The organism is Massilia sp. 01N410, assembly GCF_056399665.1.
Window position 1 is genome coordinate 89249 of the sequence record NZ_JBFTRV010000009.1, and the last position, 25951, is coordinate 115199.

Consider the following 25951-nt stretch of genomic DNA (forward strand, 5'->3'; position numbering starts at 1 on the left):
AGTGGATCGGTCTGGTCAACCGCGCCACTCTACACCGAACTGCCGGGACCGGAAAGGGCGGCCCCGGGCGCCGGGAGCGCTCGGGTGCTCAGTGGACTACCTGCACATGATGGAACTGCAGCGCCGCCAGGTTCGCATAGATGCCGCCCAGCGCCACCAGCGAGGCGTGGGTGCCGGTCTCGACGATGCGGCCGTCCTCCATCACGATGATGCGGTCGGCGCGCTGCACGGTGGCCAGGCGGTGGGCGATGATGAGGGTGGTGCGGCCGACCATCGCCGCTTCCAGGGCGCTCTGCACCAGGCGCTCGGATTCGGCGTCGAGGGCGCTGGTGGCTTCGTCCAGCAGCAACAGCGGCGGATTCTTGAGCAGCGCCCGCGCGATCGCGATGCGCTGGCGCTGGCCGCCGGACAGGCGCACGCCGCGCTCGCCCAGGTAGGAGCCGTAGCCCTCGGGCAGGCGTTCGATGAATTCGTGGGCGGCCGCCATCTTCGCCGCCGCGATCACTTCGGCGTCGCTGGCCTCCGGCCGGCCGTAGCGGATGTTTTCCATCGCGTCGGCCGAGAAGATCACCGTGTCCTGGGGCACGATGCCGATCGCGTTGCGCAGCACGTGCAGGTCGAGGTCGCGGATGTCGACGCCGTCCAGCAGGATCGCGCCCGACTGCGGATCGTAGAAGCGCAGCAGCAGCTGGAACAGGGTGGTCTTGCCGGCGCCGGAGGGACCGACGATGGCGACCGTCTCGCCCGGCTTGATGTTCAGGTCGAGGTGGGATAGCGCTGCGTGGTCGGGACGCGAGGGATAGGAGAAGCCGACGCCGGCCAGCTGCAGCGAGCTGCCGGCGGCCTGGCGCGCCGGCAGCGGCTTCGGCTGCAGCGGGCTCTCGATGCTGGAGCGCAGGGCCAGCAGTTCCAGCAGGCGCTCGGCGGCGCCGGCCGCGCGCTGGGCTTCGCCCATCACTTCGGACAGGGCGCCCACGGCGCCGGAGACGATCGAGGCATACAGGATGAACTGGCCGAGGTCGCCGCCCGTCATCGAGCCTTCCAGCACCGCGTGGGCGCCCAGCCACAACACGAAGACGATGGCACCGAACACCAGTACGATGGCCAGCATGGTGAGGATGGAGCGCGCGCGAATACGCCGCATCGCGGTGTGGAAGGCGTGTTCGACGGAAGCGCCGAAACGCTGGGCTTCGCGCCGCTCGCCGGTGAAGGACTGTACGGTGGGCATGGCGTTGAGGATCTCGCCGGCCAGCGCCGAGGCGTCGGCGATGCGGTCCTGGGAGTCGCGCGACAGCTTGCGCACGCGGCGGCCGAACAGCACGATCGGCACCACCACCAGCACCAGCAGGCCGAGGATGATGGAGGTGAGCTTGGCGCTGGTCACGAACAGCATGGCCAGTCCGCCCACGAACAGCAGGCTGTTGCGCAGCGCCAGCGAGATGCTGGTGCCGACCACGGCCTGGATCAGGGTGGTGTCGGTGGTGAGCCTCGACAGCACTTCGCCGGTGCGGGTGGTTTCGAAGAATTCCGGGCTTTGCCGGACTACGTGGGAGTAGACGGCGCTGCGGATATCGGCCGTCACGCGCTCGCCCAGCCAGGACACCATGTAGAAGCGGGCGGCGGTCGCCACCCCCAGCACCGCCGCCACCCCGAACAGGGCGAGGAAGGTGGCGTTGACGTTGGCGATGCTCTTGCCGCCGGCCGCGGCGCCGAAGCCGTGGTCGATCATCTGCTTGAAGGCGTAGGGGATGGCCAGGGTGGCGCCGGCGGCGACCAGCAGGGCGATCCCGGCCAGCACGAACTGGCGGCGGTAGGGGCGCAGGAAGGGGAAGAGGCCGGCGAGGGCGGCAAAGGTGCCCTTGCGGCTGACGGCATCGTTGGAACTGGTAGTGCTTTTACTCATGTCTCTTGGCTTCTTGTTGGCGGAGTGCTTCAAAGTTTCATTGGGTCGAGGTAGCCGGTCAGCTCGAGGTAGCCGCGGCCCAGCTGGCGGCCGTCGCGCTCCACCGTCACCGCGCCTTCCCAGTACACGGCGCCGGTCGAGCGGCGCGAGTCGAGTTCCTGGTCCGGCTGCAGCGGCTTCAGCAGCCAGCGCAGCGCGCCGGTCGTGATCGTGGTCGCCACCGGGTAGGTGGCGCCGGTGCGCGGCGATTTCCAGCGCGTCCGCGGCGCAAAGCCGACCTGGTCCGGGCCGAACTGGCTCAGGCGGCCGGCGCCATCGCGCAGGGTGGCGTGGGCCCACAGCTTGGCGCCATCCCTGGCGCGGATCTGGAAGGCCATCAGGGCGCCGCCGTCGTCCAGATTGATCCCGGTCCAGTCCCAGCCGGCCGCATTCGTGTCCAGCACCTGGCTGGACCATTCGTGGTCGAGCCAGGCCGTGCCCTTGACCGATACCGGCTTGCCCCTGCTGGTCACCGTGCCCGACACCGCCAGGTGGGGCTCGCTGTAATAATAACTGGCGTGCCCGGCTTGCGGGCCCTTGCGCGAAAAACCGGCCTCGCCTTCGAGCAGCACCGGCTGGGTCGGCGTGAGCTGCAGTTCGAAGGCCAGCTGGCTGCCGCGGACCGAGACCAGGTAGCGGCCGTCCGGCCCGCGCCGCATGCGCCAGTCTTCGAGCTTGACGTCGGTATCGCCGGTTTTCGCCCATGCCAGGCCGAAGCCTTCGCGCGCGCTGCGCTGGTCGTGCAGCAGGTGGCCGGCAGCCGGATCGGACAGGGCGGCGTGGCCGATCACCAGCTGCTTCGGCGCGAAGGCGCTGGGATTATCCGGATCGTGTTCGGTGCGGCTGCGAAAGAATGTGACCTGGAAGCCGAGCGGCTTGCCGTCAGGCGTGTTCAGCCAGCCGGTCACGTACCACCATTCGGTGCGGTGCCCGGGATGGGCGCCATAGTCCTGCGGGAACACGAGGGCGCGGCCGGGCGTCACCGGCGCGAATTGCGGCGGGCCCGCAAGGGCGGCGCCGGCCAGCAGCGACAGCATGGCGATCAGCAGGCGGAGCAGGCGCATCACCAGTCCTCCCGCACGGCGCGCACCGGCCCGCCGGACAGCGCATAGCGGCCCGACACCAGCGCGGTGGCGACCGAGGCCGCCACCAGCACCGCGGCCACGCTGCCGAGCAGGGACCAGGGCAGGTGCAGCTGCATGGTCCAGTGGAAGGATTGCGGGTTCACCACGTAGACCAGGATCAGGCTGATGAGCAGGCCGAGGGCGAAGCCGGTGGCCACGCCCAGCACGGTCAGCGAGCCGCCTTCCAGCGCCAGGATGCGCAGCACCTGGCCGCGCGACACGCCCACGTGGCGCAGCATGCCGAATTCGCGGGCGCGCGCCAGGGTCTGGGCCGAGAAGGTGGCGGCCACCCCGGACAGGCCGATGGCGATCGCGATCGCCTCCAGCAGATAGGTGACGGCGAAGCTGCGGTCGAAGATGCGCAGGCTGGCGGCGCGGATCTCGCCGGGGCTGGCCAGCTGCAGGCTGGCGCCGAAGGGCAGGCCGCGCAGCCGCGCGGCGATGGACTCCGGCTGCGTGCCGTCGGCGGCCCACAGCGCGGCATCGGTGACGGTGGTGTCGCCGGTCAGGCGGCGGTAGTCCGCCAGCCTGACGATTGCCGAACCGGACTGGTTGGCATAGTCGCGCCAGACGCCGGCGATGAAGAAGACTTGCTTGCGGCCGCCCAGCGGCAGTTCGATCCGCTGGCCGGCATGCATGCCGTACAGGTCGCTCATGGCTTCCGACACCCATGCCGGCAGTTCGCCGGCCGGCGCCGGAGCGCTCGCGCCGACCAGGGCCAGCAGGCGGCCCGGGTCGGCGGCATCGATGTCGCGCGCGACCAGGGTGATGTTCGGCCGCGTCGGGTCGAGCGACAGCGGGCGGGTGCGCAGGAAGGCTGCCTGCGCGACGCCGGGCAGCGCGGCGATCGCCGCCTGTTCGGCGGGTCCGAGGCCGCCGGTATTGCCGCCGCTGGCGGTGCGCACGTAGAGGTCGGCCGGCAGGATGTGCAGCATCCAGTCGTCCACCGAGACGCGGAAGCTGGCCACCATGATGCCCATCGCGACCATCAGGCTGAAGCTGGCCAGCACGCCGCCCAGGGCGATCGATGCCTGGCCCGGCGCATTGGCGAGCCGCGCCAGCGCCAGCGACAGCACCGGCGAAGGCGCGCGTTCCGGATGGCCCGAGCCGCGCCGCATGTGCAGGCGGTTCAGAAAGCGGAAGCTGCTGGCCGCCAGGCGCGGCATCAGGCCGATCCCGCCGATCAGCAGCAGGGCCACGGCAAAATAGCCGAACAGCGGCAGCTCGAACACCGGCGGGGCGAAGGCGCAGGCCGCGGCCGCGCCGAGGCAGAGCAGCGAGGGCCAGATGCGCGCCAGGCGGGCCAACGCGGTCTCGTCGTTGCCGGACTTGAGGGCGACGGCGGGCCGGGCGCGCGCCGCTTCCCAGGCCGGCGCCGCGCAGCCCAGCAGGGCCACGCCCAGGCCAAGCAGGAAGAACACGCTCGCCGCCACCGGCGTGAAGTGGACGGTCGGCTTCACGCCGGGGAAGTAGCCGGCGCCGAGGTCGCCGCCGAAGAAGGCCAGCGCGGCCGCCGCCAGTCCGTAACCCGCGGCGATGCCGAGCAGGGCGCCTATCACGCCGAGGCTGGCGCCTTCGAGCAGCACCTGGCGCAGCAGGAGGCGGCGCGGCAGGCCCAGCACCCGCAGCAGCGCGAACTGGCTGCGCCGCCGCAGCACCGACAGGGCCTGGGTCGAGAACACCAGGAAGGCGCCGGTGAACAGGGCCACCAGGGCCAGCACCGTCAGGTTGACGCGGTAGGCGCGGCTGAGATTATTGTTGCGGCTCTCCTGGTTGGCGTCGTTCGGCGCCGCCACCGTGAAGCGGCCCGGGAAATCGCGTTCCAGCTCGCGTGCCAGGCCGCGCTCGAAGGCGGCGCGGTCGACGCCGTCGCGCAGCTTGAGGTCGATGCGCGACAGCTTGCCGAGCTGGTGGAAGCGCCACTGCAGGGCGCCGATGTCCATCACGCCCAGGCGCTGGCCGCTGCGGGCGCGCAGGATGGGGCCGGCCACGCGCAGCGGCACGTTCCGGGTGCCGGCGCGCAGCATCAGGGTGGCGCCGGCCTGCGCGCCGAGCCAGTTCTGGGCGGCGGGCGAAAGGAAGATGGTGTCGTCGGCCAGCACGTCGGCGCCACGGCCCTTTTGCGGCACGCCGGCCAGGTCGGGCGAGACGTAGCCGGCGCGCAGGGCGTCGAGGCCGACGACCTTCAGCGAACCCGGCCTGCCGGCCAATGCGGCATCGAGTTCCAGCACGGGCGAGGCCAGCGCCACGCCTTCATGCGTGGCCAGGCGCGGATAGATGCTTTCGTCGAACTGGGCTTCACGCCCGCGCACCTGCAGGTCGGCCTGGCCTGCCAGGCTCTGGATGGCGGCCGAGAATTCGTTGAAGGCGGCGGCATTGATCAGGTGGATGGCGAAGCCCATGGCGACGCCGACCGCGATCGCGGCGACGGCGAGCAGGGCGCGCATCGGATGCGCGCGCCACTCGCCGAACAGCAGCCAGCGCGACAGCAGCCCTAGGCCGGACATTCCACCGCCAGGGTTTCGGCCTGGCGCCTCAGCTTGATGCGCGCCGCCTCATGCTTCGGCCCGTGCGCGGTATGGGCCAGGTCTTCTTCCGCCCATTTGTGGCGCAGGCGCAGCTTGTCGCATTTCTTGCGCTGGGCCTGGACTGCACGCGCTTGCCGGACCTCGACGCGGCCCTGCTTCTCCGCCGCCTTCTCGCGGGCGATGCGGGCCTTTTCCAGTTCCAGCAGGGTGCGGGCGTCGCCGCCCTGCGGACCGATCTGGTCCGAGATCGAGATGCCGGCCGGCGCCGGCGGCAGGGCTTTCGACGCGCCTTGCGCGCAGGGCTGGTCGCCGTAGCTGGTCTTGCCCCCGTGCGTGCATTTGTACACGTCCTGGGCCTGTACGGCGGCCGGCAGCAGGGTGGCGGCGAAGAGGAGGAAAACGCGCATCATGAAGGATCTCCGGTCAAAGAATTTTGCCAGGGTTCATGATGCCGAGCGGGTCCAGGGCTGCCTTGATGGCACGCATCAGGTCGAGTTCGACCTGGGCCTTGTAGCGCGGCAGTTCGTCGCGCTTCAGGGCGCCGATGCCGTGCTCGGCGGAAATCGATCCGCCGAAGGCCGCCACGCTGTCGTGCACGATGCGGTTGACGTCGCCCTGGTAGGCGAGGAAGGCTTCGTGCGGGGTGCCCTCGGGCGGCGCGATGTTGTAGTGCAGGTTGCCGTCGCCCAGGTGGCCGAAGCACACCACCTGCACGCCCGGCCAGGCGTGTTCGAGCAGGACGTCGGTCTTTTCGACGAAATCGGCGATGCGCGAGATCGGGACCGAGATGTCGTGCTTGATGTTCTTGCCGTCCGCGGCCTGGGCCAGCGGGATGTGCTCGCGGATCGCCCACAGGGCGCGCGACTGGGCGATCGAGGTCGCCACCACGGCATCCTGGGCCAGGCCGGCTTCCAGCGCGCGCTCGATGGTCTCTTCCAGCAGGCGCACCGCGTGCTGCTCCGACTCGTGGCTGGACAGTTCGAGCAAGGCGTACTCGGGATGGCGCTGCGGGAAGGGCCGCGGCAGGTCGGGGAAGTGCTTGCCGACCAGGCGCAGGCAGACGTCGCTCATCAGCTCGTAGCCGGTCAGGGTCGGGCCGGCGGTGTCCTGGGCCATGCCCAGCAGCCCCAGGGCATCGCGGCAGCTGGACAGCGCCACCAGGGCGGTGATGCCGGCCTTCGGCTGCGGGAAGAGCTTGAGCACGGCGCCGGTGATCACGCCGAGGGTGCCTTCGGCGCCGATGTACAGGTCGCGCAGGTCGTAGCCGGTATTGTCCTTGCGCAGGCCGCGCAAGCCGTCCCACAGCTCGCCGCGGGCGGTGACGACTTCGAGGCCGAGGCAGAGCTCGCGAGTATTCCCGTAGCGCAGGACGCCGGTGCCGCCGGCATTCGTCGCCAGGTTGCCGCCGATGGTGCAGCTGCCCTCGGCCGCCAGCGACAGCGGGAACAGCATGCCGTGATGGCTCGCGGCCTGCTGGATGTCGTGCAGGATGCAGCCGGCGTCCACCGTCATGGTGCGGTTGACCGGATCGATGGCGCGGATGCGGTTCAGGCGGCGCAGCGACAGCACCACGGCATGGCCGGATTCGTCCGGCACGCTGCCGACCACCAGGCCCGTGCGTCCGCCCTGCGGCACGATGGGCACGCGGTGGGCGGCGCATAGGCGCACCAGGCCGGCCACCTGGGCGGCGTCGAGGGGGCGCAGCACGGCGCGCGCACGGCCGGTGAAGCGGCCGCGCCAGTCGGTCAGGTAGGGGGCGACGTCGGCCTCGCCGGTGAGGACGTGCTCGACGCCGATCAGCTCGCGGCAATGCGCCAGGAAGAGATCGGATACGGAATCAGTCATGCGGAACTTTTACCTTGTCGAGCAACTCCTTCGCCAGCTTCTGGGCCTGCTTCTTGTAGGGGCGCAGGTAGAGCAGGGCGAACACGAAATAGGAGACGACCAGCAGCACCTCGCCCAGCGCCATGATGCGCGAGATGTCGGTCTTGTCACTCCAGGCCCGCACCACGCCTTCGACGAAGTAGATGAGGATGACCATCGACGACCACTGCAGCGTGTACAGGTCGCGTTTGATCACGCCGCGCAGCGGCAGCAGCAGCGGCAGCGCTTTCAGCGCCAGCAGAGAGCCGCCCGGATGCAGCGGGGCGACCGCGATTTCCCAGGCAAGCAGCCAGACGCACAGGATGACCAGGCTGGTCACCGCCCCCGTATGGAATACCCGATGCACTTGCATGTCCTACTCCATCCCCTGCAGATTGCGGCTCGCCAGCGCCAGGCGCCGGCCCAGCGCGATCGCGAGCCGCTTCTCGTCGTCCGTGATCGGCCGGTTGCCGTCCACGCCGGACCAGTGGGTCGCGCCGTAGGGGCTGCCGCCGCTTTCGGTGGTCATCAGCTCCGGCATGGTGTAGGGCAGGCCCATCACCATCATGCCGTGGTGCAGCAGCGGAATCATCATCGACAGCAGGGTCGATTCCTGGCCGCCGTGCAGGCTGCCGGTGGAGGTGAAGACGGCAGCCGGCTTGCCCGACAGGGTGCCGGACAGCCATTGTGCGGAGGTCCCGTCGAGGAAGTACTTCATCGCCGCCGCCATATTGCCGAACCGGGTTGGCGAACCCAGGGCCAGTCCGGCGCATTCCGCCAGGTCCTCGAGCTCGACATAGGGAGCGCCGCTCCGTGGGATGTCCGGCTCGGTGGCTTCGGCCACCGTCGACACCGCCGGCACGGTGCGCAGGCGCGCCTCCGCGCCGGGGACGCTTTCCACGCCCTGGGCAATGAGTTCGGCGAGCTTGCGTGTCTTGCCATGTCGAGAGTAATAGAGGACGAGGATGATCGGATCGGTTGGGTTCATCGTTGGTATTATAGGGCGCTTTATAATATGACACGAAGCGCGACATGACCGCGCGCCGCTACCAGGGTCCAATGCTTTCCAAAACCGTCTCCAGTATTTCCCGTTCCACCAGCGAGATGATCAACGTCGGCGTCGACAAGGTGCGCGGCCTGACCTGGGCCGAGGTGCGCGACCTGGTGCGCTTCGCGCGCCGCCGCCTGCTGACCGAGAAGCTGCCGCAGGTGGCGGGCAGCCTCACCTTCACCACCACGCTGGCCCTGGTGCCGCTGCTGACCATCGTGCTGGCGATCTTCACCACCTTTCCGATCTTCGGCCAGCTGCGCTCCTCCCTCGACCATTACTTCGTGCAGATGGTGATGCCGAAGGCGATCGCGAACACGATCACCTCGAACCTGACCCAGTTCGCCAGCAAGGCGACCAAGCTGTCGGCGGTGGGCGCGGTGGCCCTGGTGCTGACCACGGCGGCCATGATCGGCATGATCGAGCGCGCCTTCAACCAGATCTGGCGGGTCAAGCGCCCGCGGCCGCTGGTGCAGCGGGTGCTGATCTACTGGGCCCTGGTGACGCTCGGGCCGCTGCTGTTCGGCATCTCGCTAACCCTCACCTCCCAGCTGTTCAGCGCCACCACGGGCCTGATGAGCGCCGTTCCCTTCATCGGCACCCTGTTCTATACCGCCATGTCGGTGGCGCTGACCACCGGCGCCTACACGCTGCTCTACATGACGGTGCCGAACCGCTGGGTCGACTGGCGCGACGCCCTGTGGGGCGGGCTGGTGGCGGCGGTCGCCTTCGAGATCGCCAAGCGCGTGTTCGCCATCTTCATCCGCCAGTTCCCGACCTACGCCATCATCTACGGCGCGCTGGCGGCGCTGCCGCTTTTCCTGCTGTGGATGTATCTGTCCTGGCTGATCACCCTGGTGGGGGCGCTGCTCACCGCCGCGCTGCCGGTGGTGAAGTACGAGCGCTGGTGGTATGAACCGGTGCCGGGCGGCGCCTTCGTCGATGCGATGGCGATCCTGAAGGTGCTCCACGGCGCCGCCGCGACCACCGGCACCGCGCTGGCGACCGGCGCCCAGATCCGCGCCCACACCCGCATCGGCTACGACGAGATGTCCCTGCTGCTGGATCAGATGGTGGCGGCGGGCTGGGTGGGCCGGGTGCACGCGGAGGAGTCCGTCAAGGCGATCTGGGGCCGCGGCGCGCGCGAAGGCGGCGACGGCTGGGTTCTGTTGGTCGACCCAGGCCTGGTCCGCCTGTCCGACGTCTACCGCCTGTTCGTGTTCGGCGGCGCCGGGGTCGAGGGCCCGCCTGCGCCGGGAACGGGGGCTGTCGAGACTGCGCAGAACTCGCCGCTGGCGCTGGATACGGCGGCGCTGGCGCGCCGGGTCGAGGCGGCCGTGGAGCGCGGGCTGGACCAGAGCTTGGCGGACCATTTTGTTGTTAAATAGCCTGTTCACCAACGGTTCCGTTTCTGTTTCGCTACGGATACAGTTGAATTGTGGAATCAAACGTTGCCCGATGTTACTATTGGCGGCATACGTTTGGAGACCACATGGTTGTGCGCCGCTTCCTCTTGGGCCTGCTGTTCCTGTGCTGGACTGCGCTGGCCTATGCCGGCGACGACCAGTACGAATTCAATCACGAGCTGATCAATGCCCGCGAGGAAGCCTATGTCATGCCCCTCGACGCCCTGCGCAGGCTCGATATCCTGAAGCAAGGGCGCAGCGGACCGCAGCTGGGCCTGGTCCTGGTGGAAAGCAGCCGCGCATGGTTCTGGCGCGGCAGGAAGCACGAAGCCCTCGATGCCGCCGTCCAGGCGGAACAAATAGCCCGCGAATCCCGCGACGATAACCTGCTGGCCAAGGCCATGCTCAGCCACGGCCTGGTGCTGTCCAGGCTGGTACACGACCAGGATGCGGCGCGTCGCCTCGTCGAGGACGGCGCCGCGCTGGCCGCCGACAGCCGCGATGTCCACCTGCAGACCCGCGCCCTGGTCGCCCAGGGCCTGCTGGCCGACCAGGAAGGCCGCGTCGACGACGCCCTCGACTTCATGGCGCGCGCGGTCGTACTGGCGCGCGCGGGCGGCGACCCGGACGCCTTGTCGATGGCGCTGCGCGAACAGGTGCGCCTGCTGGCCGGCAATGGCACTGCCGGCGCGGCCCAGGCCCTGTCCCTGACCGACGAACTGGTTTCCATCGCCAGGAGCCGCGGCATCCCGGCCCAGCTGGCCCACGCCAGGCTGACGGAATACGCGGCCGCCGCCCGCGCCGGCAACCAGAAGCGCGCCGAGAAGGCCTTGCTGGCGGCCGTCGAGACCCTCGAAAAACTCCAGGCCCGCGAGAGCCTGGCCGTGCCGATGGCGAACCTGGCCGAACTCTATATCCAGTCCCGACGTTTCGGCGAGGCCGCCCGCACCAGCGAAGCGGCGCTGCGGATCGCGCGCGAGTTCGAGGACGATACCGGCAGCCGGCTCGCATCCTTCCAGCTCGGCATCGCCACCATCTATTTCCGCAACATCGCCGGCGGCCGCGCCATGGTCGACAAGGCGCTGGCCGGCATGCAGGGCGACGAGCGCTATGTGCGCATGCTGCTGGATTACGGCCACGCGCTGAACCAGGTCGGCTGGGGCGACGACGCGCTGACGATCTACGAAAAGGCCGGCTCGGTCTCGCTGGCCGCCTGGCGCAAGGAAAAGCAGCTGTCCTACCAGACGCTGCAGCGCGCCTATGCGGTCCAGAAGAAGCAGGCCGAGTTGAGCGCGCTGCACCACGAAAGCGAGCTGAAGGCGGCCGAACTGGCCAACGTCAAGCGCCTGCGCAGCATGTGGGTGCTGCTCAGCGCGACGACTCTGGCCGCGGTGGCCCTGATCGCCTTGCTGTACGCCCGCGTCAGGAAGGCGAACGCCACGCTGAAGCTGAAGAACGAGCAGCTGTTCCTGCAGAGCACCCGCGACTCGCTCACCGGCCTGTTCAACCGCCACTACTTCTACGAGCAGGTCGTGCCGCAACTGCACGCCCAGCGCAGCCGCGGCGAGGCCAAGGGAGGCGGCGTCTTCCTGCTGCTCGACGTCGACCACTTCAAGTCGATCAACGACCGCTTCGGCCATGGCGCCGGCGACGTGGTCCTGAAAAACGTGGCCTCGCGCCTGGCGGGCGCGCTGCGCGAACAGGATGTGCTGATCCGCTGGGGCGGCGAGGAATTCCTGGCCTACCTGCCCGGCGTCGCCACCGACGAGGCACGCCAGGTCTGCGGCCGCTTGCTGGCGTCGGTGTCCGGCACCGCCATCGTCGCCGAGGAGCGCGAGCTGACCGTCACGGTATCGATCGGCTTCTGCCCGAACCCGGCCGACAATGAGGCCGCCCCCGGCTGGGAACAGCTGGTCCACCTGGCGGACCTCTGCCTCTACCTGGCCAAGACGGCCGGCCGCAACCAGGCTTTCGGCGTGCAGGATGCCGCCGAGCTGACCAAGGAGGCGGTCGCCGCCGCCGATGCCGACCTGAAGCAGGCTTCGGCCGATGGCCTGCTGAGCCTCGTCAACGTTACCAGCTGAGCTTTCCGGTCAGCATCTGCCAGTACATTACCCAGTCGGCCCGGAACGACCACCAGGGATTGCCGAAGCTCGCCGGGCGGTTCTTTTCGTAGACGAAGTGGCCGATCCAGGCCCCGCCATAACCGCTCACCAGTGCGAACAGCAGCCACCAGGCATTCAGGCTGTCGAGGTACTGGGCGATCGCGGCGATGGCCGACGAGGTCCCGATGAAATGGGCGCGCCGGCACAGGCGGTTGTCGTGCTGGGTCAGGTAGTAGGGATAGAACTCCGCAAAGCTGCTGTAGCGAACGGCCGCCATCTGAAGGTCTCCTCTCATTGTCTGCCGGCGAAGGCGATCAGCGCGTCGAGCACCGCGTCGGGCTGCTCGGCCATCATGGCGTGGCCGGCGTCCACGGTGACGATTTTGCCATGCACGATGGCCGACGTCAGCGCCTGCGCGGAACGCGGCGGGGTCATGATGTCGCGTGCGCCCAGAACGAACAGCGTCGGGCAACTGATTCCGGCGGCCGCCACGCCGCCGTTGGCGTAGGCATTACAGGCCGAAAAGTCGGTGTGGAAGAGCTGGTCCGGGTTCTGCTCGGCCAGGCGCTGCATCAGGCGGCGCGACAGGCCCGTGACGGAAAAGCCGGGCGCCGGGCAGGCCGGGCGCGGCAGGGGACCGGTGTGCGACCAGATATTGACCATGTCGATTGCCTCCTGCAGCCGGTCCTTCGAGGCGGCGAGGAGGGTGTCGGATACCTTCATCGGCCAGGTCGTGCCGAGCAGGGCCAGGCCCGTCACCCGGCCGGGCGCGCGGTGGGCGGCTTCCAGCGCAATCAATGAGCCCATGCTGTGGCCGGCCAGCACGGCCTGGCCGGCGCCCGCCGCATCCAGCAGGTCCAGCAGCCAGTCGGCCATCGCCTCGACGCTGTCGAGGGATTGGCCGCCGCTGCGGCCGTGCCCGGGCAGGTCGGGCGCCAGCACGTTCCAGCCGTGCCAGGCAAAGTAGCGGCTCTGCAGGGCCCACACCGAGTGGTCGTTCTGGGCGCCGTGCAGGAAGACGATGGTGGGCTGCCGGGCATCGAAGGCCTTGCCGCCGGTGTAGCTGTAGGCTGGAGCGCCGTTGATCTCATAGATCATTTCAGGCTCCCTTCTGGGCCAGCTTCAGCCCGCGCGTCAGGTCTTCGATCAGGTCGTCGGCATCTTCGAGGCCGCTTGAGATGCGGATCATGCCTTCGCCGACCCCGGCCGCGGCCAGTTGGTCGGCAGGGACCCGGAAATGCGTGGTCGAGGCGGGGTGGATCGCCAGCGATTTCGCATCGCCGACGTTGGCCAGGTGCGAGAACAGGCGCAAAGCGTCGATGAAGCGCTTGCCGGCCGCGCGTCCGCCGCGCAGGTGGAAGGAGAACACGCCGCCGCAGCCGCGCGGCAGCAGGGTCTTCGCCAGCTCGTGGTCGGGATGGCTTTCGAGCTCGGGCCAGACCACCGATTCCACCGCCGGATGGCTCACCAGGAATTCGACCAGCTTGCGCGCGTTGGCCACGTGGCGCTCCATGCGCAGGCCCAGGGTTTCGATGCCTTGCAGGATGGCGAAGGCATTGTGCGGGCTCATCGCCGCGCCGAAGTCGCGCAAGCCTTCGCGCCGCGCCCGCAGGGCGAAGGCGCCGACCGTCGATTCCTCGGCAAACACCATGCCGTGGAAGCCCTCATAAGGCTCGCACAGTTCGGCGAAGCGTCCCGTGCGCGCATGGGCGCGCTGCCAGTCGAAGCTGCCGCCGTCGACCAGCAGGCCGCCGATCGCGGTGCCGTGCCCGCACAGGAATTTCGTCGCCGAGTGGAACACCAGATCGGCGCCGTGATCGAAGGGTCTCAGGAGCCAGGGCGTACTCAGGGTGGCGTCGACCATCAGCGGCAGGTCGTGCTCGTGGGCCAGTGCCGCCACGCGCGGGATGTCGAGCACGTCCAGGCCCGGGTTGCCCAGGGTTTCGCCGAACAGCACCTTGGTTTCGGGCCGGATCGCGGCGCGCCAGGCGTCGAGGTCGCGCGGATCGACGAAGCTGGTCTCGATACCGAAGCGCTTGAGGGTGTAGGCCAGCAGGTTGTGCGAGCCGCCGTAGAGGGCGCGCGAGGCGACCACGTGGCTGCCGGCGCCGGCGATGGTGGACAGGCCCAGGTGCAGCGCGGCCTGGCCGCTGGCGGTGGCGATGCCGGCCACGCCGCCTTCGAGGGCGGCGATACGCTCCTCGAGCACTGCATTGGTCGGGTTCGAGAGGCGGGAATAGACGTGGCCGGCGCGTTCCATATTGAACAGCGAGGCCGCGTGGTCCGCATCGCGGAACGCGAACGAGGACGTGAAATACACCGGCGTGGCGCGCGCGCCGGTGGCCGGGTCGGGGCTGGCGCCGGCGTGCAGGGACAGGGTGTCGAAGCCGGGATACCTGGGACCGCTCATGATCTGTTCATCCGTAGTGATGGTGACGAGCGGCATCCTACCACCAGCCGATAGCAATGCGACATCGCGAGTGGCTTTAAATCATCATTTGCGCAAGTTTGTTAGCGCGCAAGTATGGCTTTTTCGGAAGGCATAGGCTAGAGTCGGCGTTATGTGTTGAATAAGGTCCAAGTACCTCCGAATCCAGTGTCCAGCTCTCTCGTTCCCAGCGCTCCCGTACCACGTACCCACGACATGGTGACCACTATGAAAGTATCTGAAATCCTGCAGGTGAAAGGCGATATCCTTTACACGGTGTCTCCGGACACGCCGCTGGCCGACGCCGCGGCGACGATGGCGGAGCGCGATATCGGTTCTCTGGTGGTAATGGAATACGGCGACCTGGTCGGCATGCTGACCTTCCGCGAAGTGATCCAGGCCGTCAATACCTTCGGCAGCGCAACCGCCGCCGGCAGCGTGCGCAAGCACATGGACGACAGCCCGATCACCGTGACCCCGGACACCGAGGTCAACGAGGTGCGCCGCATCATGCTGGAAAAGCATGCGCGCTACCTGCCGGTGATGAATGCCCGCACCCTGCTGGGCGTGATCTCGTTCTATGACGTCGCCAAGGCGGTGCTGGAGGCGCAGAGTTTCGAGAACCGGATGTTGAAGGCTTATATCCGGGATTGGCCGGCGGAACAGGCGGCTGACGACTAAGTGTTGGCCTGAAGACCGTCATCCCCGCGCAGGCGGGGATCCAGGTTTGCTTGAGTAGTGCAGGCAGGCGTCCTCAGTTCGCGGCGAACTTGGGTTCCCGCCTCCGCGGGAACGACGTAGTTGATATTCAAGCCGCGCGCGTCAGCGCATCCGCCCCCAGCCACTCCAGCAGCTGCTCCGGCGCCAGCGGCCGCGAGAACAGGAAGCCCTGCGCCAGCGGGCAGCCCAGCGCCTGCAGGATCTGCGCCTGGCGCTCGTCCTCGACGCCCTCGGCGATGATCGATAGCCCGAGGTTGCGTCCCAGTTCGATCACCATTTCAGCAATGCTGCTGCCGCGCGCCGAGCCCGTGATCTCGGTGACGAAGGCGCGGTCGATCTTCAGGCGGTCGACCTGCAGGCGCTGCAGGTAGGACAGCGACGAGAAGCCGGTGCCGAAGTCGTCGATCGCGATCGAGACGCCGGTGCGCTTGATCGCGGCGAGGCGCTCGATCAGCAGGTCCGGCTCTTCCATCGCCATCGATTCCGTGATTTCCAGCTCGACCCGCTCCGGCGGCGCGCCGGTGTCCACCAGCGCCTGGCGCAGCATGTCGAGGAAGCCCGGGTGGCGGAACTGCACCTGGGACACGTTGATCGACATCGTGAAGTCCAGGTAGCCGGCCGCGCGCAGGCGCATCAGCTCGGCGCAGGCCTGGCGCAGCACCCATTCGCCGATCTCGATGATCAGGCCCGATGATTCGGCGATCGGGATGAAGCGATCGGGCGGTACCAGGCGTCCGTCCTCGGTGCGCCAGCGCAGCAGGGCTTCGGCGCCGAAGGGGCGGTGGGCGCCCAGTTCCACCTGGGGCTGGAAGGCCAGGAACAGTTCGCCGCGCGCGAAGCCGCTGCGCAGTGCGTGCATCAGGCGCACCCGTTCGCGGATCTCGACGCCCATGCCGCGCGAGAAGTAGAAATGGCCGCCGCGCTGGCGGCTCTTGGCGCGCTTGAGGGCGATGTCGGCGTCCTTGAGGGCGTCGGCGCCGCTGCCGTCGTGCTCCATCAGGCGCACCAGGCCGAGCGTGATCGAGACCTGCAGGTCCTGGCCCTCGATCGAGAAGGGCGCCGCGAACAGGGCGCGGATCGCTTCCGGATCGACCTCGGCGGAGTCGCCCAGCACGCAGAAGATGTCGCTGCCGATGCGCGCCAGCTGCAGGCGCGAATGGAGCCGGGCGCGCAGGCGCTGGGCCACCGCGACCAGCAGGGCATCGCCGAACTGGTGGCCGAGGGCGTCGTTGATCTCGGCAAAGTGGTCGAGGTCGACCAGGCACAGGACCTCGTCCGCCACGTTGGTGTTGCGGCTGATGCCTTCATCGATCAGTTCGACCAGGCGGGTGCGGTTCGGCAGGCCGGTCAGCGGGTCGTAGAAGGCGGCGCGCTGGAGGTCGGTCAGCAGGGCCACGTTGTCGAGGCCGACCGCGATATTCGACGCAAACAGCTCCAGCAGGCCGCGGCGCAGGGGATCCAGCGGACGTTCCAGCTCGATCCAGGTGGCGAAATCGCAGTGGGCCTTGCCGCCGAAATAAAGGGTGAGGTAGCGCTCGCCGAAGATGTGGCGTTGTTCGAGCAGGGTCTGGCGGATCGCCGCCGCGGTGCTGTCGCCACCCGCGGCCAGCATGCCGCTCGGCGCCAGCGCGGCCTTGTCGTGGCTGGCCGCCAGCACCTGCCATGCCGCCGCCTGCGGGCCGCCGAGGCAGGAGCACATCAGGCCGGGCGCGGGCTGGCCGATCAGGCGCGCCGCTTCGCGCAGGATGCCGTCCGCCATGCCGCCGACCGTGCGCTGCGCCATCAGCTCGGCGTTGGCGCGCACCACTTCGGCCAGGCCCTGGCGGCTCGCTTCCAGCGCGCGGATCTGTTCGTAGGCGCGGATCGCCGACGCCACCGAGGTGTAGAGCTTGGTGCGCGTGAGTTCGGACTTGGTCCGGTAATCGTTGATGTCGTAGCCGCGGATGGCGTCCATCTCGGGCGCATAGCCGGGCTGGCCGGTGCGCAGGATGATGCGCAGGTCGTGCCGGCCCAGGGTTTCACGGATGTGCCGCACCAGGTGCAGGCCGGCGTCCGCCTCCTCCATGACGACGTCGAGCAGGACCACGGCGATGTCGCCTTCGCGCTCCAGCAGGGCGCGCGCCTCGGCGGCCGAGTAGGCATGCAGGAAGGCGAGCTTGCGGCCGTGCAGTTCGAGGCTGCCGAGGGCGAAGGTGGTCGTCGAGTGGACGTCGGCGTCGTCGTCGACGATCAGCACCCGCCACGCGCCGGCGCTGCCGGCTTCGTTGTCCGGGGCGCCGCCGGAGGCTGTCGGCGCTTCGTCGACGAACACCAGTTCGTCGTCCTGCGCCTGGCCCTGAGGCGTCGTCGGTGCGGGCATTGCTGTATCTCCAAGTTGGCATGGAACAATGAAATCTAGTATATCTGAGTTGCCAGCTCGACAGAAAAAAATTCTTTAAGGCAACATCGAAAGCGTTGTTCCACCACCCCTCTCCACCATGGCCCGGGTCCTGCTGGTAGAATCGACCATTCCGTTTACTTATCTCGCACGCATCCATGTCCGGCAATACCTTTGGCAAGCTGTTTTCCGTCACCACTTTCGGCGAGTCGCATGGCCCGGCCATCGGCTGCGTCATCGATGGCTGCCCTCCAGGGCTCGCTCTTTCCGAGGCCGATATCCAGCCCGAGCTGGACCGCCGCAAGCCAGGCACCTCGCGCCACGTGACCCAGCGCCAGGAAGCCGACCGCGTGCAGATCCTGTCCGGCGTCTACGAGGGCGTCACCACCGGCACCCCGATCGCGCTGCTGATCCCGAACGAGGACCAGCGCAGCAAGGACTACGGTAACATCGCCGACACCTTCCGTCCGGGCCACGCCGACTACACCTACTGGCACAAGTACGGCGTGCGCGACCCGCGCGGCGGCGGCCGTTCCTCGGCGCGCCTGACCGCGCCGGTGGTGGGCGCCGGCGCGATCGCCAGGAAGTGGCTGCGCGAGCACTACGGCACCGAGTTCATGGGCTGCATGTCCCAGCTCGGCGACATCGCCGTCCCGTTCCAGTCCTTCGAACACGTGCATGCGAATCCCTTCTTCGCCGCGACCTCGGACGCCGACCTGATCGCGCGCATGGAAACCGCGATGGACGAGCTGCGCCGCGCCGGCGACTCGATCGGCGCGCGCATCGACGTGGTGGCGAAGAACGTCCCGGTCGGCCTCGGCCAGCCGCTGTACGACAAGCTGGACGCCGACATCGCCTACGCCATGATGGGCATTAACGCAGTGAAGGGCGTCGAGATCGGCGCCGGCTTCCTGTCGGTGGCGCAGAAGGGTTCCGAGCATGGCGACGAGCTGACCCCGGAAGGCTTCGTCGGCAACAACGCCGGCGGCGTGCTGGGCGGAATCTCGACCGGCCAGGACATCACGGTCTCGATCGCGATCAAGCCGACCTCGTCGATCCGCACGCCGCGCCGCTCGATCGACAAGGACGGCAACCCGGTCAGCGTCGAAACCTTCGGCCGCCACGATCCCTGCGTCGGCATCCGCGCCACGCCGATCGCCGAGGCGATGCTGGCGCTGGTGCTGATCGATCATGCGCTGATGCACCGGGCGCAGTGCGGGGATGTGCGGGTCAGCACGCCGCGTATCTGATTCGATTACCGTCGTCCCCGCGAAGGCGGGGACCCAGGTTCTGCCTGCGCTGGCGAGACACTGACAAACCGGGGGGAGTGCCAAGGGCACTATCCCGCCGTCGCGGGAACGACGGCATTGTAGCGGTGCTTAGGCGCGCGTCGCGACAGCCTCGAGCTGCTGCCTGCGCTCCACCGACTTCACCACCAGCGCCCGCAAATCGTTCAGCAGTCCGAATTCGGTCTGGCTCAGGAAGACCTGGGGGAAGCGGTCGTCCCAGTCGCCGTAGATGAAGCCGACCGGTTCGCCGTGGGTGCACAGCGGTATGATCACGAAGCAGCGCGCCGAGCCGAGGGCGCCTTTCCACCAGCCGGGCAGCTTGCTGGCGAATTTCGGGTCGCGTGCGTTCTCGATGAAGATCACGCGGTCGCTGCCGAGCGAGGCGAAGAACACGTTCGGCTCGTAGGCGTCGTCGAACACCAGGTTCGGCTGCAGGGTGCGGGCGCCGTCGCCGAGGCCGATCTTGGCGCTGTACTTGCCCTCGCGGCGGCTGCGCAGGAAGCCGAAGGCGCGCGTGAACGACAGGCCGTGGTAGGCGGTCTCGAGCGCTATCGACATCATCTGGCCGGGCGTCGCGCCCGCGCCGGCGTCGCGCATCTCGGCCACGCCAGCTTTCAGGATCTTGTTGCCGGCGTCGCGCATGCGGGTCGCGGCGGCGGCGCGGGCGCGCTTCTCGGGCGGGTTCGCCAGCGGCGCAATGGTCAGGTCGGCGGCCGCTTCGACCTTCGCCTGCTCGATGGCGCCGACGATGTTGTCCGGCTCGATGCCCAGCATCGGCGCGAAGCTCGAGGCCAGCTGGGCGACCTGCTCGAGCCCCTGCTCGTCGCCATGCCACAGCGACTCGGCGCACTGCGAGGACATGGTGCCCAGCGCTGCCAGCCAGTCGTCGTGGCCGAAACCGTCGCCGCGTTCGCCCGGTTCGATCCGGCGCATGCCGGCGATCAGGTTGCGCGGCAGGCCCCACTGTTCGGCGGTGGCGCGGCCGACCTGTTCGAGGGTGAGGCCGAGCTGGTCCAGCGCGGCGGCGTCTTCCGCGCCTTCGCTCGCGGCCTGCTGGAGCAGGGTCCAGCGCTCCGGCAGGTAGAAAGTCACCATCATCCGGCCCAGCGAGTGCAGGATCGAGCAGACCACCGCTTCCTCGGGGTCGCGCACGGCCGCCATGGATGCGACCTGCTGGGCCACCATCCCGGCCAGCACCGCCTTTTCCATCTCGATGTGGGCCTGCATCGAATCCGGCGTGGACTTGCTCAGCTCCTCGATCAGCTTCAGGCCCAGCGCCAGGTGGCCAATGGCTTCGGTACCCAGCACCAGCACGGCTTTCGAGACGGTGTTGATGCGCTGGCCGAATGCCGAGTACATGCCGCTGTTCGCCAGGCGCAGCACCTTCTGCGTCAGCACGGGGTCGGACAGGACGGTCTGGGTCATGGAGAAATCGCGCTCGTCTTCGCCGCGCATCGAGGCCAGGATGGCGTTGATGGCGCGCGTGAAGCCGGGCATGTCGCCGCGGCGGCGGATGCGTTCCCACAGCAGTGCGAGGGTGGCGTCCGCTTTCGGCGAGCGCTCGAGTTGGAGTGTCTGGTTCATGGTGTGCCCGCGCGCAGGTCGTCCGGCAGCAGCTCGGTGTACAGGTCTTCCTTCAGCGCGGCCAGGGCCACGTGCGCCGACATGGGTTTTCCGGTCAGGTAGCCCTGCACGTAGTCGCAGCCGCGCGACTCCACGTAGGTGAGTTGTTCTTCGGTCTCGACGCCTTCGGCCACCACCGACAGGTCGAGGTGCTTGGCCAGGTCGAGCACGGCGTTGCAGATCGCCGCATCCTTCTCGGACGCGGGCAGGTCCTTGATGAAGGCGCGGTCGATCTTCAGTACCGAAATGGGGAAGCGTTTCAGGTAGGCCAGCGAGGAGTAGCCGGTGCCGAAATCGTCGATCGCGATGCGCGCGCGGCGTTCGGCCATCTTGCCGAGGATGCTCTCGGCGTGGGCCGGATCGACCATCAGCGTACCCTCGGTGATCTCGAGCACCAGCTTGTCGCCGGGCGCGCCGGAAAAGGCGAGGGCGTCGTCCAGCACCGAGAGGAAGCGGTCGTTGCGGAACTGGCGCGGGCTGATATTGACCGAGATGTAGAGGTCGCGCTTGGCGACTTCCTCGAACTGGCGCAGCTGCACCAGGGCCGACTTCAGCGCCCAGGCGCCCAGCATGTTGATCAGGCCATTGGTCTCGGCGATCGGGATGAAGCGCACCGGCGGCACCATGCCGAGGGTCGGATGCTTCCAGCGCATCAGGGTCTCGAACCCTTCGATGCGGCGCGTGCGGCTGCTGACGATCGGCTGGTAGTACAGCATGAACTCGCCCTCGCGTACCGCCGAGAACATCGCGGCTTCGAGCGAGATGTCGTGCTGGGGCGGGCCGCTCTCGCGTGCGCTGTAGGTGACGGTGCGGGCCTTGCCGGTTTCCTTCGCGCGGCTCATCGCGCTGTCGGCCAGGGCCACCAGGCGTACCTCGTCCTCGGCGTGGTCCGGGTAGACCGAGACCCCGATCGAGGCGCCCAGGTAGACCGTGTGGCTGTCGATCTCGAACGGCGACTGCAGCGCGGCCAGCAGGCGTCCGGTGACCAGCTTGATCTGCGCTTCGTTGAAGGTGCCCGGCAGGACCGCGACGAATTCGTCGCCGCCGACGCGGGCCAGGGTGTCGGAATCGCGCAGGGTCTTGCGCAGGCGGCCGGCGGCCATGCGCAGCACGGCGTCGCCGACCGGGTGGCCGAGGCCGTCGTTGACTTTCTTGAAGCCGTCCAGGCCGATGGTGGCGACCGCAAAGCCCTGGCCGGAGCGGCGGGCGTTCGCGATCACCATGCGGATGCGGTCGGACAGCAGCAGGCGGTTCGGCAGTTCGGTGAGGGCGTCGTGGGTCGCCATGTGGCGCAGGCGCTGCTCGGTGGCGCGCTGGGACGACATGTCGCGGCCAACCGCCAGCAGATCCGGGCCGCCGTCCAGCAGGCTGACGCGCAGTTCGAACCAGGTGTCCTTTTCGCCGGCGCGCAGGCGGGCTTCGACCAGCACCGGTTCGGCGCGCGCGGTGGCGTCGACGATGGCGTTGCGCAGCGCGGGCTGGTCGGCTTCGAGCGCGAGGGAGGGCAGTGAGGTGCCGCGGAGTTCGGCGGCGCCGAGCAGGCGCAGGGTACGCCGGCTGGCATGGCGGATCAGGCCGGACGGGTCGATCCGGAACGCGATGTCGCCCGCCGCCTCCATGAGCGCATCCAGTCCGTGGGCCGTCTGCGCATGGCGCGGATCCTCGTTCGCTGCTACTGGTGAACCGGGGCGCATTATTAAAATATCTGCTTTCTTATCTTGGCCGAAACGACGGGTTCCGGTGGAGCCGCACGAGTGTACCAAACCGAAGACAATGTATCACTGAAAGATTCTCAAGAGCATTAAAAAACACAATGCGGTCGCGTGTCTGGCTCTCTCTTGAGGTCCGGCAGCTGTCGTTTCGGACAGGTCGTGCTTGCCCGGCAAAAGGCTTTAGGCTAGCCTTGTTGTCTTGTCGATAACTCGATTGCGGTGCCGGACCGCTGTATTGTCGCCGATGTAGTGCAATTAGGAAACTTTTCCTTTCCAGCCATGATGCTTATGTGCAACAACATGTGGACACCACGCAAGGAGGCGCGGCCATGAACCGATTCGATACGCACGAGGTATTCAACCAGGCGCCGCCTTTCGGCGACGTCAACCTGTTCCGCTGCGACCCCGCCCTGCGTGAAGGCCTGGAGCGAGAAGGCGCCGGCTGGGCCAGGGAGATGCTGGACGCCCTCGGCGCCACACTGGGCAGCAGCGAGGTGCTGGACCTGGGGCGGCTGGCCAACGAATTCTCGCCGCGGCTGGTGAATTTCGACCGCGCCGGCAATCGCATCGACGAGGTCGAATTCCATCCGTCCTGGCACCGCCTGATGAGCATGCTGATCGAGAACGGTACGCACTCGCTGCCGTGGGAGCCCAGCGAAGCCGGTCGGCCCGGAAGGCAGGTCGCGCGCGCCGCCGCCTACCTGCTGTTCGGCCAGGTCGAGAACGGTTCGCAATGCCCGGTGACGATGACCTATGCTTCGGTGCCGGCGCTGCGCCAGAACCCGGCAATTGCCGCGCGCTGGCTGCCGAAAATCCTGTCGCGCGAATACGATCCGCGCTCGCTCCCGGTGGAGCAGAAGCGCGGCGCCCTGATCGGCATGGGCATGACGGAAAAGCAGGGCGGCACCGACGTGCGCGCCAATACCACGCGCGCCACGCCACTCGGCCCAGGCCAGGCAAAAGCCCGCTTCGGCGAAGATGGCGAGGGCGCGTTCGCGATCGTGGGTCATAAATGGTTTTACTCGGCGCCGCAGTGCGACGCCCATCTGGTGCTGGCCCAGACGGACAGCGAGGGGGGCGCTGGCCTCAGCTGCTTCTTCGTGCCGCGCTTCCTGCCGGACGGCAGCCGCAACGCCATCCGCGTGCAGCGCCTGAAGAACAAGCTGGGCAACCGTTCGAACGCCTCGTCCGAGGTCGAGTTCTGCGACGCCGTCGGCTGGATGATCGGCCGCGAAGGCCGCGGCATCCCGACCATCCTCGAAATGGGCAGCCATACCCGGCTCGATTGCGTGCTGGGGACCGCCGGCATCATCCGCGCAGCCCTCTGCCATGCGCTGCACCATGCGCGCGGACGCAGCGCCTTCGGCCGTCCGCTGGCCGAGCAGCCGCTGATGCAGAACGTGCTGGCCGACCTGGCGCTGGAATCGGAGGCGGCGACGGCCTACGCGCTGCGCCTGTCCCGTTGTTACGACCGCCAGGACGACCCGGATGAAGTGCTGCTGGGGCGGATCCTGACCCCAGCCGGCAAATACTGGCTGTGCAAGCGCGGCCCGGCCATTGGCGCCGAGGCGATGGAAGTCATGGGCGGCAACGGCTATGTCGAGGATGGCCCGCTGGCGCGGCTGTACCGCGAATTCCCCGTGAACTCGATCTGGGAAGGCTCGGGCAACGTGATGTGCCTGGACGTGCTGCGCGCCTTCGGCAAGTCGCCCGAGGCGGGCGCCGCGCTGGCGCGCGAGCTCTCACTGGCCGCCGGACGCGACGCCCGTTTCGACGCCTGGTGCGCGGTCCTGCTCGACGAGCTGGCGGGTGGGGCGGTGTCGGAATTCGGCGCGCGCCGCCTGGCCGAGCGCCTGGTGGTCGGGGTCCAGGCCGGGCTGCTGCTGCGCCATGCGCCGGCCCAGGTGGCGGATGCCTTCGTGGCCTCGCGCATCGCCCGTGACGTCGGCGGCGCCTTCGGCCGGCTGGCGGATGGGGTCGACGCCGCCGCGATCCTGGCCCGTGCTCTGGAAATTTCTTCAACAAGATAGGGACAAATAAGCCCGCGGCTGGGATAATGCTGCTCTTTCAGCTACGAGTGCCTGACAAAACCTCCATGTCGGCGTTGCATCGGCTCGCCGTACCAGCCTACTGTCTTCGTCGGCGCGCCGGTGGGCCGTATCCCTTGCCCTGAAGGCTTTGTCAGACACTCTAGGCATGACCGCAATTAGATAGAGTTCGATAATGAAACAAGATCCGCGTTTCCCCAGCCTGTTCATCCTGAATCACCCGCTTATCCAGCATAAGCTGTCGCACATGCGCGACCGCGGCACTTCGACCCGGACCTTCCGCGAGCTGCTCAGGGAGATCACCTTGCTGATGGGCTACGAGATCACGCGCGATCTGCCGCTGACCACCCGCGAGATCGAAACCCCGCTGATGACGATCGACGCGCCCGTCATCGCCGGCAAGAAACTGGCCATCGTCCCGATCCTGCGCGCCGGCGTCGGCATGAGCGACGGCCTGCTGGAACTGGTGCCGTCCGCCCGCGTCGGCCACATCGGCGTGTTCCGCGATCCGGACACCCACCAGCCGGTGGAATACCTGGTGCGCCTGCCGGACACCAACGAGCGTACCTTCATCCTCTGCGATCCGATGGTCGCGACCGGCAATTCGGCGGTCTACGCCGTGGACGTGCTCAAGAAGCGCGGCGTGCCGGACGACCAGATCATCTTCCTGGCCCTGGTGGCCGCGCCGGAAGGCGTGGAGGTGTTCCACAAGGCCCATCCGAACGTCAAGCTCTACGTGGCCTCGCTGGACAGCCACCTGAACGAGCACGCCTACATCATTCCGGGCCTGGGCGATGCGGGCGACCGCATCTTCGGCACCAAGTAACGCGCGCAGATGAGCACGGCCCAGGGCATGAACGGTGCGGTCGACGTCGAATTCTTCGAGCGTCTGGCAGAGCTGAACGACAAGTTCGCGTCCTCCCTCCCGTTGACCCTGGGGCGCCTGTCGGTTGCGCGCAACACCTTCGACACGGTCCGGCCGCAGCCTGAGCTCATCGGCGAGCTGCACGCCGTGCTCCACACCTTGGCGGGCTCCTCCGCCACCTTCGGTTTCCGCATCCTCGGCCACCAGGCCCGCAACCTCGAGCAGCGCCTGCGGGTCTTGATGACCTTCGACGCTGTCGCGCCGGAAGACTGGCGCGCCTGGCTCTGCGAACTGGACGTGTTCGTGGCCTGGGCCCTGCGCGACCCGAAGGATGCCTATCCCAACGACGAGTCCGGCATCTGATCTTTCGACAAGAAATTTGTCTGAAAGTCGTTTGATATATGACAAACTTGTCAGGATTCGTTACTCTATATTCTGCTTACAGCCGACGTTAAATAAAGGCGCGTGAAAGTTGGTTTTAGGAATGACACGAATCGCGCTTTTTATTTTTCGAAAACCGTGTATGTTCTGGTTTATTCGGTATAATGTGGGATCGTTGGATTCGCGGTTGCAGTGCAGTTAGTCTGTCATTTGTTTCTTGCTTCTTCAAACGATCGTAAACGGGCGCAAGCCCACTTCAACTGAAATAGGAAATAGTAATGGCAACTGGCATCGTTAAATGGTTCAATGACTCCAAGGGCTTCGGCTTCATCACCCCGGACGAAGGCGGCGAAGATCTGTTCGCTCACTTCTCGGCGATCCAATCCCAAGGCTTCAAGTCGCTGCAAGAGAATCAGCGTGTTTCGTTCGACGTGACCTCGGGTCCGAAGGGCAAGCAAGCATCGAACATCCAGCCGCTGTAATCGTCACGAT

At 67.9% G+C, this 25951-nt stretch carries 21 protein-coding genes; 8 read left to right on the forward strand and 13 right to left on the reverse strand.

The window, feature by feature from the left end; genetic code table 11:
• Window positions 1–88: 88 nt before the first annotated feature.
• The 7 genes from AC1DOP_RS14155 to wrbA are packed head-to-tail and all read right to left on the reverse strand — an operon-like array spanning window position 89 to window position 8445.
• Window positions 89–1903, reverse strand: coding sequence for an ABC transporter transmembrane domain-containing protein (locus tag AC1DOP_RS14155; RefSeq protein WP_442122050.1), 1815 nt, complete (start codon window positions 1901–1903; stop codon window positions 89–91).
• A 29-nt stretch (window positions 1904–1932) separates the two neighbouring features.
• Window positions 1933–3006 carry a lipocalin-like domain-containing protein gene (locus AC1DOP_RS14160; RefSeq protein ID WP_442122153.1) on the reverse strand — a complete coding sequence of 358 codons (1074 nt, stop codon included), beginning with the start codon at window positions 3004–3006 and terminating at the stop codon, window positions 1933–1935.
• A complete protein-coding gene (locus tag AC1DOP_RS14165; protein ID WP_477251836.1) occupies window positions 3006–5573 on the reverse strand; it encodes an ABC transporter permease in 2568 nt (855 codons plus the stop codon). Before AC1DOP_RS14165 ends, AC1DOP_RS14160 begins: the two co-directional genes overlap by 1 nt.
• Complete coding sequence (locus tag AC1DOP_RS14170; protein ID WP_477251838.1) at window positions 5561–6004, reverse strand: DUF4124 domain-containing protein; 444 nt, start codon at window positions 6002–6004, stop codon at window positions 5561–5563. The genes AC1DOP_RS14165 and AC1DOP_RS14170 overlap by 13 nt, the downstream gene beginning before the upstream one ends.
• 13 nt (window positions 6005–6017) lie before the next feature.
• A complete protein-coding gene (locus AC1DOP_RS14175; RefSeq protein WP_477251840.1) occupies window positions 6018–7439 on the reverse strand; it encodes an FAD-binding oxidoreductase in 1422 nt (473 codons plus the stop codon).
• Window positions 7432–7830, reverse strand: a complete 399-nt coding sequence (locus tag AC1DOP_RS14180) for a DUF2069 domain-containing protein (protein WP_442122054.1) — start codon at window positions 7828–7830, stop codon at window positions 7432–7434. Before AC1DOP_RS14180 ends, AC1DOP_RS14175 begins: the two co-directional genes overlap by 8 nt.
• 3 nt (window positions 7831–7833) lie before the next feature.
• Window positions 7834–8445 (reverse strand): NAD(P)H:quinone oxidoreductase, encoded by a 612-nt coding sequence (gene wrbA, locus AC1DOP_RS14185; RefSeq protein ID WP_442122055.1) that lies wholly within the window; start codon window positions 8443–8445, stop codon window positions 7834–7836.
• Window positions 8446–8516: 71 nt separating this feature from the next.
• Between wrbA and AC1DOP_RS14190 the strand changes: the two genes are divergently transcribed.
• Both AC1DOP_RS14190 and AC1DOP_RS14195 read left to right on the forward strand, forming a co-directional pair.
• The gene (locus tag AC1DOP_RS14190) at window positions 8517–9893 is read left to right on the forward strand and encodes a YihY family inner membrane protein (RefSeq protein WP_442122056.1); all 1377 of its coding nucleotides are present in this window, start codon (window positions 8517–8519) and stop codon (window positions 9891–9893) included.
• Window positions 9894–9997: 104 nt separating this feature from the next.
• Window positions 9998–11995 (forward strand): GGDEF domain-containing protein, encoded by a 1998-nt coding sequence (locus tag AC1DOP_RS14195; RefSeq protein ID WP_442122057.1) that lies wholly within the window; start codon window positions 9998–10000, stop codon window positions 11993–11995.
• Here AC1DOP_RS14195 and AC1DOP_RS14200 read toward each other — a convergent pair.
• From AC1DOP_RS14200 to AC1DOP_RS14210, 3 genes are read right to left on the reverse strand one after another with little or no spacing between them, the layout of a single operon-like run.
• On the reverse strand, window positions 11985–12293 hold the full coding sequence (locus AC1DOP_RS14200; RefSeq protein ID WP_442122058.1) for an Mpo1-like protein: 309 nt from the start codon (window positions 12291–12293) through the stop codon (window positions 11985–11987). The genes AC1DOP_RS14195 and AC1DOP_RS14200 overlap by 11 nt on opposite strands.
• A gap of 14 nt (window positions 12294–12307) precedes the next feature.
• Window positions 12308–13114, reverse strand: a complete 807-nt coding sequence (locus AC1DOP_RS14205; RefSeq protein ID WP_477251843.1) for an alpha/beta fold hydrolase — start codon at window positions 13112–13114, stop codon at window positions 12308–12310.
• 1 nt (window position 13115) lies between these two features.
• Window positions 13116–14426, reverse strand: a complete 1311-nt coding sequence (locus AC1DOP_RS14210) for an O-acetylhomoserine aminocarboxypropyltransferase (protein ID WP_442122060.1) — start codon at window positions 14424–14426, stop codon at window positions 13116–13118.
• 246 nt (window positions 14427–14672) lie between these two features.
• Between AC1DOP_RS14210 and AC1DOP_RS14215 the strand changes: the two genes are divergently transcribed.
• A complete protein-coding gene (locus AC1DOP_RS14215; protein ID WP_442122061.1) occupies window positions 14673–15125 on the forward strand; it encodes a CBS domain-containing protein in 453 nt (150 codons plus the stop codon).
• Between the two features lie 127 nt (window positions 15126–15252).
• Here the strand turns inward: AC1DOP_RS14215 and AC1DOP_RS14220 are convergent, their stop codons facing one another.
• Complete coding sequence (locus AC1DOP_RS14220) at window positions 15253–17523, reverse strand: putative bifunctional diguanylate cyclase/phosphodiesterase (RefSeq protein ID WP_442122062.1); 2271 nt, start codon at window positions 17521–17523, stop codon at window positions 15253–15255.
• Between the two features lie 176 nt (window positions 17524–17699).
• On the opposite strand from AC1DOP_RS14220, the gene aroC reads away from it, so the two are divergent.
• A complete protein-coding gene (aroC, locus tag AC1DOP_RS14225; protein ID WP_442122063.1) occupies window positions 17700–18791 on the forward strand; it encodes a chorismate synthase in 1092 nt (363 codons plus the stop codon).
• Window positions 18792–18920: 129 nt separating this feature from the next.
• Here the strand turns inward: aroC and AC1DOP_RS14230 are convergent, their stop codons facing one another.
• Together AC1DOP_RS14230 and AC1DOP_RS14235 are read right to left on the reverse strand one after the other, a co-directional pair.
• Window positions 18921–20414: an HDOD domain-containing protein gene (locus AC1DOP_RS14230; protein ID WP_442122064.1), complete on the reverse strand. Its 1494-nt coding sequence runs from the start codon at window positions 20412–20414 to the stop codon at window positions 18921–18923.
• On the reverse strand, window positions 20411–22147 hold the full coding sequence (locus AC1DOP_RS14235) for a putative bifunctional diguanylate cyclase/phosphodiesterase (protein WP_442122065.1): 1737 nt from the start codon (window positions 22145–22147) through the stop codon (window positions 20411–20413). The genes AC1DOP_RS14230 and AC1DOP_RS14235 overlap by 4 nt, the downstream gene beginning before the upstream one ends.
• Window positions 22148–22494: 347 nt before the next feature.
• On the opposite strand from AC1DOP_RS14235, the gene AC1DOP_RS14240 reads away from it, so the two are divergent.
• The 4 genes from AC1DOP_RS14240 (at window position 22495) to AC1DOP_RS14255 (ending at window position 25941) form a co-directional block, all read left to right on the forward strand.
• The gene (locus AC1DOP_RS14240; protein WP_442122066.1) at window positions 22495–24195 is read left to right on the forward strand and encodes an isovaleryl-CoA dehydrogenase; all 1701 of its coding nucleotides are present in this window, start codon (window positions 22495–22497) and stop codon (window positions 24193–24195) included.
• Between the two features lie 193 nt (window positions 24196–24388).
• Window positions 24389–25039: a uracil phosphoribosyltransferase gene (gene upp / locus AC1DOP_RS14245; protein WP_442122067.1), complete on the forward strand. Its 651-nt coding sequence runs from the start codon at window positions 24389–24391 to the stop codon at window positions 25037–25039.
• 9 nt (window positions 25040–25048) lie between these two features.
• Window positions 25049–25441, forward strand: a complete 393-nt coding sequence (locus tag AC1DOP_RS14250) for an Hpt domain-containing protein (protein ID WP_442122068.1) — start codon at window positions 25049–25051, stop codon at window positions 25439–25441.
• A gap of 296 nt (window positions 25442–25737) precedes the next feature.
• On the forward strand, window positions 25738–25941 hold the full coding sequence (locus AC1DOP_RS14255; RefSeq protein WP_036166698.1) for a cold-shock protein: 204 nt from the start codon (window positions 25738–25740) through the stop codon (window positions 25939–25941).
• The last annotated feature ends 10 nt before the right edge of the window (window positions 25942–25951 follow it).

Excerpts from the sequence above, each read along its gene's own strand:
- AC1DOP_RS14155 (WP_442122050.1), bottom strand. The coding sequence starts at position 1,903 with ATGAGTAAAAGCACTACCAGTTCCAACGATGCCGTCAGCCGCAAGGGC.
- AC1DOP_RS14160 (WP_442122153.1), bottom strand. The coding sequence starts at position 3,006 with ATGCGCCTGCTCCGCCTGCTGATCGCCATGCTGTCGCTGCTGGCCGGC.
- AC1DOP_RS14165 (WP_477251836.1), bottom strand. The coding sequence starts at position 5,573 with ATGTCCGGCCTAGGGCTGCTGTCGCGCTGGCTGCTGTTCGGCGAGTGG.
- AC1DOP_RS14170 (WP_477251838.1), bottom strand. The coding sequence starts at position 6,004 with ATGATGCGCGTTTTCCTCCTCTTCGCCGCCACCCTGCTGCCGGCCGCC.
- AC1DOP_RS14175 (WP_477251840.1), bottom strand. The coding sequence starts at position 7,439 with ATGACTGATTCCGTATCCGATCTCTTCCTGGCGCATTGCCGCGAGCTG.
- AC1DOP_RS14180 (WP_442122054.1), bottom strand. The coding sequence starts at position 7,830 with ATGCAAGTGCATCGGGTATTCCATACGGGGGCGGTGACCAGCCTGGTC.
- wrbA (WP_442122055.1), bottom strand. The coding sequence starts at position 8,445 with ATGAACCCAACCGATCCGATCATCCTCGTCCTCTATTACTCTCGACAT.
- AC1DOP_RS14190 (WP_442122056.1), top strand. The coding sequence starts at position 8,517 with ATGCTTTCCAAAACCGTCTCCAGTATTTCCCGTTCCACCAGCGAGATG.
- AC1DOP_RS14195 (WP_442122057.1), top strand. The coding sequence starts at position 9,998 with ATGGTTGTGCGCCGCTTCCTCTTGGGCCTGCTGTTCCTGTGCTGGACT.
- AC1DOP_RS14200 (WP_442122058.1), bottom strand. The coding sequence starts at position 12,293 with ATGGCGGCCGTTCGCTACAGCAGCTTTGCGGAGTTCTATCCCTACTAC.
- AC1DOP_RS14205 (WP_477251843.1), bottom strand. The coding sequence starts at position 13,114 with ATGATCTATGAGATCAACGGCGCTCCAGCCTACAGCTACACCGGCGGC.
- AC1DOP_RS14210 (WP_442122060.1), bottom strand. The coding sequence starts at position 14,426 with ATGAGCGGTCCCAGGTATCCCGGCTTCGACACCCTGTCCCTGCACGCC.
- AC1DOP_RS14215 (WP_442122061.1), top strand. The coding sequence starts at position 14,673 with ATGAAAGTATCTGAAATCCTGCAGGTGAAAGGCGATATCCTTTACACG.
- AC1DOP_RS14220 (WP_442122062.1), bottom strand. The coding sequence starts at position 17,523 with ATGCCCGCACCGACGACGCCTCAGGGCCAGGCGCAGGACGACGAACTG.
- aroC (WP_442122063.1), top strand. The coding sequence starts at position 17,700 with ATGTCCGGCAATACCTTTGGCAAGCTGTTTTCCGTCACCACTTTCGGC.
- AC1DOP_RS14230 (WP_442122064.1), bottom strand. The coding sequence starts at position 20,414 with ATGAACCAGACACTCCAACTCGAGCGCTCGCCGAAAGCGGACGCCACC.
- AC1DOP_RS14235 (WP_442122065.1), bottom strand. The coding sequence starts at position 22,147 with ATGCGCCCCGGTTCACCAGTAGCAGCGAACGAGGATCCGCGCCATGCG.
- AC1DOP_RS14240 (WP_442122066.1), top strand. The coding sequence starts at position 22,495 with ATGAACCGATTCGATACGCACGAGGTATTCAACCAGGCGCCGCCTTTC.
- upp (WP_442122067.1), top strand. The coding sequence starts at position 24,389 with ATGAAACAAGATCCGCGTTTCCCCAGCCTGTTCATCCTGAATCACCCG.
- AC1DOP_RS14250 (WP_442122068.1), top strand. The coding sequence starts at position 25,049 with ATGAGCACGGCCCAGGGCATGAACGGTGCGGTCGACGTCGAATTCTTC.
- AC1DOP_RS14255 (WP_036166698.1), top strand. The coding sequence starts at position 25,738 with ATGGCAACTGGCATCGTTAAATGGTTCAATGACTCCAAGGGCTTCGGC.